We start from the raw sequence: 12,336 nt of genomic DNA on the forward strand, positions 1-12,336 counted from the left end.
GGGGTCACTCCCGGTCCGCCCAGCGCCGCCCGTCGCGCGCGAGCAGCTCGGACGCCGCCGCGGGCCCCCAGCTCCCCGCGGCGTAGTTCGGGAAGTCGCGCGCGGGCAGCGTGGACCAGACGTCGAGCACCGGGGTGGCGATGCGCCAGCTCGCCTCCACCATGTCGGCGCGGTGGAACAGCGTCGCGTCGCCGATCATCGCGTCGTGGAGCAGTCGCTCGTAGCCGGTGGCGGGCGGCAGGCCGCCGAAGTCGGCGTAGCTGAAGTCGAGGCGCACCGGCTGGAGCTGGATCGAGGGGCCGGGGCGCTTCGCCTTCATCGAGATGCAGATGGCCTCCTCCGGCTGGATGAGGATGTCGAGCCGGTTCGGCTCGATGCCCTCCACCCCGGCCTCCTGGAACAGGAGCAGCGGCGGCCGCCGGAACTGGATCGAGATCTGCGTGTCGCGCCGCGCGAGCCGCTTGCCGGCGCGCACGTAGAACGGCACCCCGGCCCAGCGCCAGTTCTCCACCTGGAGCTTCAGCGCGGCGTAGGTCTCGATCTGCGAGGCGGGCGACACGCTCGGCTCGGCCCGGTACCCGGGCACCTTCTGGCCGCCCAGGTAGCCCTCGCCGTACTGGCCGCGCACCGTGTTCCGCAGCACGTCCTCCGGCGACATGGGCCGGATCGACTCGAGCACCTTCGTCTTCTCGTTGCGCACGGCCTCGGCGGCGAGCGTCGAGGGCGGCTCCATCGCCACCAGCGTGAGGAGCTGCAGGATGTGGTTCTGGACGATGTCGCGGAGCGCGCCGGCCTGCTCGTAGTAGTCGCCCCGCCCCTCCACCCCCAGCTCCTCCGCCACGGTGACCTGCACGTGGTCCACGTAGCGGCGGTTCCAGATCGGCTCGAAGATCCCGTTCGCGAACCGGAACACCATCAGGTTCTGGACGGTCTCCTTCCCGAGGTAGTGGTCGATCCGGTAGATCTGCTCCTCGCGCACGATCGAGGCGAGCTCGCGGTTCAGCGCCACCGCCGACTCCAGGTCGCGGCCGAACGGCTTCTCGATCACGACGCGCCGCCAGCCGGCGCTCTCCCCGAGCAGCCCCGCCGCGCCCAGCCCGCGCACGATGTGGCAGAACTCGCCCGGCGGCGTGGCCAGGTAGAACAGCGCGTTGCCCGCGGTCCCGTGCTTCTGCGCGGCGTGCGCGAGCGCGGCCCCGATCCGCTCGTAGGTGGCCGGGTCCTCGAAGTCCCCCTGCACGTGGTGGACGCGCTCGGCGTACTCCGACCAGACCGCGTCGTCCACCGGGCGCGTCGCGAAGGTGCGGAGCGCGCCGGTGACGGCGTCGCGGTAGGCCGCGTCGTCGAGCGCCCGGCGCGAGACGCCCACGATGGCGAACTCGCGCGGCAAGAGGCCGTTCAGGCGCAGGTTGTAGAGCGACGGGAGGAGCTTGCGCCGGGCGAGATCGCCCATCGCGCCGAAGATCACGAACGCGCAGGGGTCGCCGGGGCGGTCGGGGAGCGCGGTCATCGGGAGCCCCCCTTCACCGCCTCGTGGTGCCCGCCGAACCCGCGGCGCATCGCGCTCAGCAGCTTCTCGCCGAACGTGTGCGCCCGGCGCGAGCGGAAGCGCGCGAACAGCGCCGCGGAGAGCGCCGGGGCGGCCACGCCCTCCTCCACCGCGGCCTGGATCGTCCAGCGCCCCTCGCCCGAGTCGGCCACCGCGCCCTCGAACGCCTCCAGCCCGGGGTCGCGCGCCAGGGCCGCGGCGGACAGGTCCAGCAGCCAGGAGGTCACCACGCTCCCGCGCCGCCACAGCTCGGCGACCTCGGCGAGGTCGATCCGGTAGCGGATCGCCTCGGGCATGCCCTCGCCGGCGGCGCCGCGCAGCAGGTCGAAGCCCTCCGCGTACGCCTGCATCAGCCCGTACTCCACGCCGTTGTGGATCATCTTCACGAAGTGGCCGGCGCCGGCCGGGCCGCAGTACAGGTAGCCCTCCTCGGCGGTCCCGCCGGCGGTCCGCCCCGGCGTCGGCGGCGCCGCGGCGCTGCCGGGCGCCAGCGTCCGGAGCACCGGCTCGAGCCGGTCGAACGCGTCGCGATCGCCCCCCACCATCAGGCAGTAGCCGCGCTCCAGCCCGGCCACCCCGCCGCTCGTCCCGGCGTCGAGGAACCGCACGCCGCGGGCCCGGAGCAGCTCGGCCCGGCGCACGTCGTCCTTGAACCAGGAGTTTCCCCCGTCCACCACCACGTCGCCCGGCCCGAGCCGCTCCGCCAGCGACGCGATCGCCTGCTCGGTGGGCCCGCCGGCCGGCACCATCAGCCAGACCGCCCGCGGGGGGGCGAGCGCCGCCACCAGGGCGTCCAGCGAGGCCGCCCCGGCGCCGCCGTCGGCGGCCAGGTCCTCGACCGCGCGCGCATCCGGATCGAAGCCGACCACCCGGTGGCCTCCGCGGAGCAGCCTGCGGGCCATCCGGCCGCCCATCCGCCCCAGCCCCACCATCCCGATGTCCATCGCGCCTCCCGTGGTTGACGTGGGGCAAGGTTAAGCGGACGGAACGCCGCCCGCCCGGACGGATTCCGGCACCCGTGGGGTCGCGCGGAGGGGCGCGACGCGCGTGCGCGGCGCCGGCGCCGTCACCCACCGTGTGGCCTCCGGCGCGCGTCGACATGGCCGCACATCCGTGGTTTGTTGGGAGGGCATGTTCCAGGTCAAGCAGGAGTCCCCGTTCCCAGGGCTCGCCGACCGCTGGTCGGCCGCGGAAGGGCCCGGCGCCGAGACGCTGGAGCTGACGCGCGAGGCGCTCGCCGCCGTCCGGCCCGGCGACCGGGCGGAGGTCGCGCCGCTCGTCGAGATCCTGCTGCGGCGGCTCGACGGCGCCCAGCGCCCCCAGGCCCGCCGCGCGCTGCTCGCCCTGCTCGACGGCGCGCGGCGCCGCCTGTTCACCAGCCAGCTCCGCCCCGACGACGTCGACCCCTGGCTGGAGCTGCTGTTCCCGGTCATCGCCCGCGCCGACTGCACGCTGGGCGAGGTGCTCCGCTCCCGCGAGGAGACGGACCCGAAGACGGTCGCGATCCGGGTCCTCGGGCAGGACGCCTGCGAGGTGACCGTCGCCGACCTCGCCCGGCGGACGCGGGCCATCGCGCGCGGCATCCTGGCGCTGGTGGACGACCACCCGGACGCGCGGGTGGCGATCCTGTCGGAGAACTGCCTCGAGGCGGCGCTGTGCGACCTCGCCTGCCTCACGAACGGCATCGTGGACTACCCGCTCCCCGCGAACGCGGTGGCCGAGCAGGTGGTGTTCATGCTGAAGCACTCCGGGGCGCGGGTGCTGCTCGCCTCCGACGAGGAGCAGGTCGCGAAGGTGCTCCCGTCGCTGCCGGCGCTGCCCGAGCTGCGCGAGATCGTGGTGTTCTCTCGCGCGGCCGCGGAGCGCAACGGGCTGCTCTCGCTCGAGCAGATGATCGGCCAGGGGGCGGACTTCGACGACGACGCGCGGGCGGCGCGCGCCGGCCGCGTCCGGTCGGGCGACGTCGCCACCGTGATGTACACCTCGGGCACCACCGGGAAGCCCAAGGGCATCCTGTTCACGCACCAGAACCTGGTGACCAAGCGGCTGGCGCGGGGGTACGCGCTGCGCGAGGTGGGCGAGGGCGACGTCTTCCTCTGCTACCTGCCGCTGTACCACACGTTCGGACGCTGGCTCGAGCTGACCGGCACGCTGTGGTGGGGCGCGACCTACGTGTTCGCCCGCTCCACCGCGCAGGGGCCGCTGCTCGAGGACTTCAAGCGGGTGAAGCCCACCGTCTTCATCTCGGTCCCGAAGAAGTGGATGGAGCTGCACGAGGCGGCGGTCTGGGAGGCCGCCTCCGACGATCCCGACGACGTGGCGGCGCACCTGCGCGTCATCACCGGCGGCCGGCTCCGCACCGGCCTGTCGGCGGCCGGCTACCTCGACCCGGTGGTCTTCCGCGCCTTCCACCGCGCGGGGACGGAGCTCTGCTCCGGCTACGGGATGACCGAGGCCACCGGCGGCGTGACCATGACGCCGGTGGGCGAGTACGTGGACGGCTCCATCGGCAAGCCGCTCCCCGGCATCGAGTGCCGCCGCGCCGAGGACGGCGAGCTGCTCATCCGCGGACCGTACGTCTCGCCCGGCTACTACCACCCCGGCCCGAACGACCACGGCGCGGACGCCGACGGCTGGTTCGGCACCGGCGACCTCGTCTCCATCGACCCGGCCGGCCACTTCCACATCACCGGCCGCAAGAAGGAGATCTACAAGAACCGCCAGGGCCAGACGATCGCGCCGCAGCGCGTGGAGAACCTGTTCCGCGACTTCGAGGCGATCTCGCAGGCGTTTCTGGTCGGCGATCACCGCGAGTACAACACGCTGCTGGTCTGGCCGAACCAGCAGTCGGCCGCGGTCCAGGGCCGCTCGCCCGACGCGCAGCGCGAGCTGCTCGGCTCCCTGGTCGCGAGCGCGAACCGGTTCCTGGCCCCGTTCGAGCGCGTGGTGGCGTTCCAGCTCCTGCCGCGCGCCCTCGACGACGCGCACGGCGAGCTGACCCACAAGCTCACGTTCAAGCGCGAGGCGGTGGAGAAGAACTGGAAGGATCTCATCGAGCGGATGTACGAGCAGAAGCACCTCGCGCTCGCGCTCGACGGCTTCTTCCTCCGCATCCCGAACTGGGTGCTGCGCGAGATGGGCGTGCTCCAGCACGAGGTGGCGCTCGACGCGGGTCAGCTCCGCGCCGGCGAGCGCAGCCTGCGCATCGGCCCGGATCCGGCCGCCCCCGGCGCGCTCCGCATCGGCGACCTCGCCTACGCGGCGGAGGGCACCGTGATCGATCTGGGCGCGCTGCTCGCCCGCCCCTCGCTCTGGCTCGGGAACCAGGCGCTGCGGGCGTTCCTGGGCGAGGAGGCGTTCCTCTCGCTCGTGTCCCGCCGCCGCAAGGGCAGCGTCGACCTCCGCCTGGACGCGCGCCTCTGGCCGGCGCCGCCGGCGGAGCGGCTGCGCGAGATGCTGGACGTGGTGGACGGCGGGGAGGTGACGTTCCACTCCATCCACGTGGCCGGCGAGCTGCTGCGCGCCGAGCGCCCCGAGGCGCGCCGCGCCATCAGCCACCTCCACATCGGCCTCGCCGCCGCCCAGAGCGAGCACGCGTCGCTGTGCCGCGCGCTGCTGCGCCGGGCCGCCGAGGCGCCGGACGAGGACGTGCGGCGCCGCGCGTTCCGGGTGCTCCTGCCGAACGAGGACGCGGGCGAGACGCTCGCCACGGTGCGCCTGTTCCTCGACCGGATGGGCGCGATGGCGCTGCGGGACGAGGACCTGGCCGACCTGGGCGAGCGCGGGCTCTCGGACGCGCAGGTCCAGGTGCTGCTCGCCCACCTCGCCTCCGACCGCGCCAACGGCGCGCCGGCGGATCCGTCGGACCGGCGGCTGCTGGTGGGCGCGATGCGCCTGCTCACCGCCTGCGCCATCGCGCACCCGGTCTACTTCGGCCGCGTGCGCGTGCCGCTCGCCCGGCTCACGCTGCACGACGACCCCGAGGTGTCCGCCCGCGCCGGCGAGGAGCTGGACCGGCTGCGCCGCGGCTTCTCCAACTTCGTCGGGCCCAACCTCCGCCTGGCCATCGACCCGCAGACCGGCGTCGAGTACGGCTGGCACCACGTGCTGGTGTTCGACGACACCGTGCCGGCGCAGGTGCGCCCCTCGCTGCTCTCCGCGTTCGAGGACGCCACCATCGTGCGCGCCTCGGTGTTCGAGCTGGGGCGCGGCGTGCTGCTCTCGCTCGCCGACATCCCGCCCGGCGGCCTGGCGGTATCGCTGCTGGGCCGCCAGCACGGCAAGAGCGTCTACCGCGTCTCCATCCACACCCGCGCGCGCGAGGTGTTCGACTTCGCCATGAACGTGGCGGAGGACATGACGTTCGCCGAGCTGCGCCAGGAGGTGAGCTGGCTCCTCGCCGCCGGCGCGCCGCCGCCGCTGGTGGAGAAGTTCGGCGGCTACTTCGCCGAGTGGGGCATCTTCACCGAGGAGTTCATCCCCGGCTCGGACGTGGAGCGGCAGGTGGCGCGGCTGGTGCGCCAGGGCGAGACGCGGCGGCTCCAGCTCCTCTGGCCGTTCCTGGTGTGGACCGCGGTGGAGGGGCACGTCCGGTTCTGGGACCGCACCGGCCGGCGGCTGGCGCTGCGCGAGCCCTCGCCGGCCGCGTTCATCGTGCCCTCGCACGACTACCACTCCGGCGCGCGGCTGGTGTCCATCTCCGACCGCTCGCCGTGCGCCGGCTTCGACGAGCTGCTCGACCGCTTCGAGGAGGCGTTCATCGAGCGCATCGAGCGGTCCCGGCCCGAGCTGAAGGGCGGCGCCGAGGACGCCATCGTGCTCTCGGCGGTGGTGGAGGCGCTCGGGCTCGAGCGCGGCATCAGCCTGCTCGAGGAGGTGTCGCAGACCTCGCGGCGCGCCGTCGCCATCGAGACGTTCCTGGAGCGGCTGCGCGAGGGCGGCTTCACGCCGCAGCGCGTCCACTTCGCGGCCCGGCGCTACCGACGCTGGCTGGAGGTGAACCCGCAGGCGACGTTCGAGGCGCAGGGGAAGATGCTCGGCGAGCTGTGGGGCACCTACCGGCTCTCCGAGGTCGAGACCGTCTGGCCCGACACGCGGGTGCGCTTCTTCCGCCAGACGGTGTTCGCGAACGTGCGCCCGGAGCTGGGCGCGGCGCTCGACCGGATCATGAACCGGGCCCGCGTCCTCCCCGCCGGCGGGCTGGACCTCGAGGAGCAGGTGGCGGCGGTGCGCAGCGCGGCGCGCCCGACCTCCGAGGAGGACTACTTCCTGGCGCGCATGACGTACCGGTACCTGGCGCCCACCGACGAGGTGGCGCTCATCTCCATGCCGTCGGGTGGCCACTACGTCACCGAGGTGGTGGTGGCGCTCACCGACGAGGCCGGGGAGCGCTACACCGTGCGCGGCCCGGTGTCGCCGCGCGAGGTGGCGCGGCTGCTCCACATGTTCCACGAGTCGAACCTGCAGGTGACCTTCACCACCGAGCACGAGTTCCTGCTCTGCCTCGACCCGAAGGACACCGTCATCGGAGGGCTCTTCTACCGGCAGGTGGCGCCGGACCGCGTGCACATGGAGAAGCTGGTGGTGGGGCGGCGCCACCGCGGGCGCGGCGTGGCCGACGGGCTGATGCGCGAGTTCGCGCGGCGGCTCAAGGCACGCGGCGTGCGGCGGATGGAGACCGGCTACTTCCAGCCCGAGTACCTGCGCCGCTTCGGCTTCCGGACCGATCCCACCTCGGGCGGCCTGGTCCGCGAGATCGAGCCCGACGACTTCCCGCTCTAGCGCCATGACCAAGTCCACCTGGAAGCTCATCGACTCGACGCTCCGCGAGGGCGAGCAGTTCGCCCACGGGACGTTCCGCACCGAGGACAAGCTCGAGATCGCGCGCGCGCTCGACACGTTCGGGGTCGAGTACGTCGAGGTGACCAGCCCGGCCGCCTCGCCGCAGTCGCAGCGGGACGCGGTGCAGATCGTGAAGCTCGGGCTCGGCGCGCGGGTCATCACCCACTCGCGCTGCGTCCTCGACGACGTGCGCGCCGCCATCGACACCGGCGTCCGCGGCATCGGCCTGCTCTTCGCGACCAGCCGCATCCTCCGCGAGTCCTCGCACGGCAAGTCCATCCAGCAGATCATCGACGCCATGGGGCCGCCCATCGAGCTGGCGCTCAAGGCCGGCCTCGAGACGCGCTTCTCCGCCGAGGACGCGTTCCGCAGCGAGGTGACGGACCTGGTGGCGGTCTACCAGGCCGCCGAGCGGCTCGGCGTCCACCGCGTCGGCATCGCCGACACGGTCGGCATCGCCACGCCGCGCCAGGTGTTCGCGCTGGTGCGCGAGATCCGGCGCGCGGTCCGCTGCGACATCGGGTTCCACGGCCACAACGACACCGGGTGCTGCATCGCGAACGCCTACGAGGCCCTGGCCGCCGGCGCCACCCACGTGGACGTGGCGGTGCTGGGGATCGGCGAGCGCGTCGGCATCACCCCGCTCGGCGGCATCATCGCGCGCATGTTCTCCATCGAGCCGCAGTCGGTGGCGGAGCGCTACCGGCTCGGCCAGCTCCGCGAGCTGGAGCGGCTGGTGGCCCGGGTCACCGGCATCGAGGTCCCGTTCAACAACTACGTGACCGGCGAGACCGCGTACTCGCACAAGGCCGGGATGCACCTGAAGGCCATGATGGCGAACCCCGGCTCCTACGAGATCATCCCGCCGGAGGCGTTCGGCCTCACCCGGCGCCTGATCCTGGGCAGCCGCCTCACCGGCCGGCACGCCATCGCCTACCGGGCGCGCGAGATGGGCATCACGTTCGGCGAGACCGAGCTGAAGGCGCTCACCAAGCGCATCAAGGAGCTGGCGGACGCCGGCGAGCTGTCGGAGGAGCAGATCGACCGGGTCCTGCGCGACTGGGTGACGGCTTGACGGGGCTGCGCCCCGCCGCACGGAGCGGAGCTCCGCGGGGCCCCACCCTGCTCGCGTGTCCCGTGCGCCGGCGCGAGCGGCTGCCGCCGCTTCCGCGCCGGGCGCCCCGGCGGCTCGCTTCGCTCGCGTGATTCACGAATCCTGCGCGGTCGTCTAGACTGCGCGCCCCCCATGCTGCGCAGCCGCCTCCTGCTCCTCGCCGCCGCCGGGCTCTGGTCCACGGCCGGCGCCGCCATGAAGCTCTGCGACCTCTCCGGCTGGCAGATCGCCGGCGGACGGTCGCTGGTGGCGGGCGTGTTCCTGCTGGTGGCCGTCCCGCAGGCGCGCCGCCGGCCCTCCCGCGGCGTGCTGCTCGTCTCGGTGGCGTACGCGGCCACCGTGGTGCTGTTCGCGCTCGCGAACAAGCTCACCACCTCCGCGAACGCGATCTTCATCCAGGACACGGCGCCGCTGTGGGTGCTGCTGCTCTCGCCGGCGCTGCTCGGCGAGCGGCCCGCCCGCGGCGAGCTGCTCGCGGTGCCGGTCTTCGGCGCCGGGCTGGCGCTGTTCTTCCTCGACGAGCTGACGCCGGGCCAGGTCACCGGCAACCTGGTGGCGCTCGCGTCGGGCGTCGCGTTCGCGCTGTGCATCCTCGGCCTGCGGCGGCTGCACGCGGCCGGGGCCCCCGCGCTGGTCTGGGGCAACCTGCTCGCCGCCGCGGTGGCGCTGCCGCTCTGGCCCGCCGGCCCCGCGCCGCGGCCCCTCGACCTGGCGCTGGTCGCGTACCTGGGAGTCTTCCAGCTCGGGCTCGCCTACCTGTGCTTCGCCCGCGGGCTGGAGAAGGTCCCGGCGCTGGAGGCGTCGCTGCTGGTGCTGCTCGAGCCGGTGCTCAACCCGATCTGGACGTTCCTGCTCGCGGGCGAGCGGCCCGGCCCGTGGGCGCTGGCGGGCGGCGCGGTGGTCCTGGCCGCCACCGCCTGGCGCACGCTGGCGCCGGCGCTGCTCGCGCCGCGGCTGCGGGCCGGCTCACCGCGCGCGTAGGCCGCCGGCGGCGCGGCCGTTCCGATCGCGCCGGTCGCCGCGCTCGTCCGGCGCCAGGAACGCCTCGACCTCGGCGCGGCGCGCCATCGTGTCCGCGTAGCCGAGGTCCATCACGCGGTGCACGTACACCGGCTCGAACGCGAGGTAGCTGAGCAGGTCCTCGCCGGCGTGCCCCGTCGCGCCGATGCCCTTCAGCAGGTAGCGGAGCATGCGCGGGAAACGGCCGTACTCGTCGGCGGCGAGCTTCCCGAGGTCGAGCGACGGCCGCAGCACGAGGGCCGGCACCTCGCGCAGCTCCAGCTCGCCGCGCCCGAGCCGCTCGTGCGGGATGAGCGCCAGCGTCCGGTTGATCCGCTCGAGCCGCTCCACGTCGGAGTCGAGCGAGTCGAGGAAGACGGCGTTCAGGAGCACGCCCGCGATCTCGGACAGCGGCAGCGTGCCGTCCCCGCTGCTCACCTCGTCCCGCGCCGTCTCCGCCGCGCTGCGCAGGTGGCGCACGCTGATGGCCACGATGCGCTCCGCCCCGAGGTGGATGGCCGGGCTGAGCGGGCAGATCATGCGGACGCAGCCATCCCCGTAGAACGTCCGCTCGATCCGGACCGGCGGGAAGAAGATGGGGATGGCGGCGGACGCCATCACGTGGTCCAGCCCGAGCCGCGCCCGCACCCCCACGCGCGTGGACCGGATCCACGGCTCGATGTCCGGCGCGCCCTCGAAGAACGTCACGCCCGCGCCGGTGTGGTAGTTCGTGGCCGAGAGCGCGACCGCCCGCAGCCGGCCGGTGCGCAGGTTGCGCCGCAGCCGGCCCATGGGCAGCGCGCCGGCGAGCAGCGCCCGGAGCGGCGCCGGGTCGAGCAGGTAGTTGATCCCGGTCTTGCCGACGAGCCCTCCCGCGGAGAGGTCGCGGATCCAGCGGCCGCCCACGCCGGCGAGCGCCAGCGCGCCGGTGCGGAAGACGCGATCCGGCGTGAGCGAGGCCCAGGTGGCCTGGAGCCGCTCCGCCGCCGCCAGGAAGTCGCCGGCGCCGCAGCCCAGCACCGCGCCGTTGATGGCGCCGGCGCTGATCCCCGCGAGCACGCCGAACGGCATCGGCCCCGGCCCGGCGATCTCCGCCAGCGCCCGGAGGGCGCCGACCTGGTATGCCGCCCGGGCGCCGCCGCCCGTCAGGACGAGACCGGTATGGCCCACGATCGAAAGCTAGCGCCGATGCCGCACCGCGGCACCGGCCACCGCCTCACCGGAGCGCCCGCAGCGCGGCCGCCACGTCGGCCACCGCCAGGTAGAGGTTCACCTGCTTCGCGCTGCCGGCCGTCCCGATGTAGGCGTACTGGACGTTGATGCCCCGCGCGCCGAGCCGGTCCGCGACCTCGCCCAGGGCGCCCGGCCGGTCCGGCAGCGTCACCTCGACGACGTCGTCCTCGGTGATCTCCCAGCCGTGCGCCGTGAGCGCGCGCCGCGCCGCGGCCGGCTTGTCCACCACCATCCGGAGGAAGCCGCGCCCGTCCAGCACGCTCGCCATGAAGGCGCGGATGCTCACGCCCTTCTGCCCCAGCGCATCGGCCACCTCGCCCATCACCCCGGGACGATCCGCCACCCACGCGGAGATCTGCTTGACCCTCGGCATCGCGCGCCCCCTTCCGCACCGCGGAACCACGGCGAGTGACCGGCCTCCCGGCTGCATACCGCCGGGGGGCCGCCCGCGCCATCCCCGCGCCGCGGGACCGGGACCGTGGGCGCGCGATCAGCCGGCCAGCGCGTTCGCGAACGGGAACAGGCCGAACGCACCGCCGGTGTGGAAGAACACGACGCGCGGCGCGGGCAGCCCCCCCGGCTCGCGCGCTCGCGTCGCCAGTCCGAGCATCGCCTTTCCGGTGTAGACCGGATCGAGGAGCACCCCGTCCTCGCGCGCGGCGCGGCGGATGATCTCCAGCCCGTCGGAGGTGGCCTGGGCGTAGCCCGGGCCGATGAACCCGTCGTCGATCCGGAGCTCGTCCGCCGGCACCTCGGGCAGCGCCGGCCACCGGCGGCGCGCGTCCGCGCACAGCGCCGCGATGGTCGCGCGGAAGTACGCCGCGTCGTTGCACACCGCGAAGCCCACCGGCCTCGCGTCCTTCCACCCCAGCGCGCGCACCCCGAGCTCGAGGCCGGCGCCGGTGCCGCCCGAGCCCACGGCGTACGCCAGCGTCAGCGGCCCGGTCCGCCACGCCTCCGGGAGCTGCCGGCGCAGCTCGGCCACGGCCAGCAGGTACCCGAGGCTCCCGAGCGGCGACGACCCGCCCTCCGGGATCACGTAGGCCCGCCGCCCGGCGGCGCGCAGCTCCGACGCCACCGCGTCCATGAGCTCGGCGCGGCGCCGGTACTCGTCGTGCGAGACCCAGCGGATCTCCGCGCCGGCCAGCCGATCGAGCAGCACGTTCGCCTCGGGCGCGGGCGGCCGCGCCGGGTCCGGCACGCGCAGCAGGAGCACCGCGCGCAGCCCGCGCTTCGCGGCCGCGAACGCGGTGGCGCGGCAGTGGTTGGACTGCACGCCGCCGCAGGTCACGAGCGTGTCCGCGCCGGCGGCCTCGGCCTCGGCGAGCAGGTACTCCAGCTTCCGAGCCTTGTTGCCGGACAGCTCGAGGCCGGTGAGGTCGTCGCGCTTGTAGAGCAGGTCGAGGCCGAGCGCGGCCCCCACGCGAGGCGACGGCTCGATGGGCGTGGGCAACCGGGCGAGCGGGACGCGCGGCGGCAGGTTCAAGGCGGCGGGTTCACGGGTGGCCGGCATGGCAGGGCTCCTCGTCCGGTCAGCGTAGCCCAGCAGGGCTGGCGCCTGGAACCGGGCCGGCGGGGGCCTGGCGGGCGACCAGCCGCT

General features: G+C 74.4%; 8 protein-coding genes. 3 read left to right on the forward strand and 5 right to left on the reverse strand.

The window, feature by feature from the left end:
* Nucleotides 1-4: 4 nt before the first annotated feature.
* The gene (zwf, locus tag A2CP1_RS12635; protein WP_012633642.1) at nucleotides 5-1,510 is read right to left on the reverse strand and encodes a glucose-6-phosphate dehydrogenase; all 1,506 of its coding nucleotides are present in this window, start codon (nucleotides 1,508-1,510) and stop codon (nucleotides 5-7) included.
* Entirely contained in the window at nucleotides 1,507-2,493 is a 987-nt protein-coding gene (gene gnd / locus A2CP1_RS12640) for a phosphogluconate dehydrogenase (NAD(+)-dependent, decarboxylating) (protein ID WP_012633643.1), read from the reverse strand. Before gnd ends, zwf begins: the two co-directional genes overlap by 4 nt.
* Before the next feature lie 187 nt (nucleotides 2,494-2,680).
* On the opposite strand from gnd, the gene A2CP1_RS12645 reads away from it, so the two are divergent.
* The 3 genes from A2CP1_RS12645 to A2CP1_RS12655 all read left to right on the forward strand — a co-directional run bounded on the left by A2CP1_RS12645 (nucleotide 2,681) and on the right by A2CP1_RS12655 (nucleotide 9,485).
* Complete coding sequence (locus A2CP1_RS12645; RefSeq protein ID WP_012633644.1) at nucleotides 2,681-7,330, forward strand: GNAT family N-acetyltransferase; 4,650 nt, start codon at nucleotides 2,681-2,683, stop codon at nucleotides 7,328-7,330.
* Between the two features lie 4 nt (nucleotides 7,331-7,334).
* Nucleotides 7,335-8,465, forward strand: a complete 1,131-nt coding sequence (gene lysS / locus A2CP1_RS12650) for a homocitrate synthase (RefSeq protein ID WP_012526438.1) — start codon at nucleotides 7,335-7,337, stop codon at nucleotides 8,463-8,465.
* Between the two features lie 171 nt (nucleotides 8,466-8,636).
* On the forward strand, nucleotides 8,637-9,485 hold the full coding sequence (locus A2CP1_RS12655) for a DMT family transporter (protein WP_012633645.1): 849 nt from the start codon (nucleotides 8,637-8,639) through the stop codon (nucleotides 9,483-9,485).
* Here A2CP1_RS12655 and A2CP1_RS12660 read toward each other — a convergent pair.
* The 3 genes from A2CP1_RS12660 to A2CP1_RS12670 form a co-directional block, all read right to left on the reverse strand.
* Nucleotides 9,471-10,673 (reverse strand): patatin-like phospholipase family protein, encoded by a 1,203-nt coding sequence (locus A2CP1_RS12660; RefSeq protein ID WP_012633646.1) that lies wholly within the window; start codon nucleotides 10,671-10,673, stop codon nucleotides 9,471-9,473. The two genes, A2CP1_RS12655 and A2CP1_RS12660, sit on opposite strands and share 15 nt — an antisense overlap.
* Before the next feature lie 46 nt (nucleotides 10,674-10,719).
* Nucleotides 10,720-11,109, reverse strand: a complete 390-nt coding sequence (locus A2CP1_RS12665; protein WP_012633647.1) for an ACT domain-containing protein — start codon at nucleotides 11,107-11,109, stop codon at nucleotides 10,720-10,722.
* 117 nt (nucleotides 11,110-11,226) lie between these two features.
* Nucleotides 11,227-12,249, reverse strand: a complete 1,023-nt coding sequence (locus A2CP1_RS12670) for a D-cysteine desulfhydrase family protein (RefSeq protein ID WP_012633648.1) — start codon at nucleotides 12,247-12,249, stop codon at nucleotides 11,227-11,229.
* Between the last annotated feature and the right edge of the window lie 87 nt (nucleotides 12,250-12,336).

The organism is Anaeromyxobacter dehalogenans 2CP-1, from assembly GCF_000022145.1.
GTDB classification, from domain to species: domain Bacteria; phylum Myxococcota; class Myxococcia; order Myxococcales; family Anaeromyxobacteraceae; genus Anaeromyxobacter; species Anaeromyxobacter dehalogenans.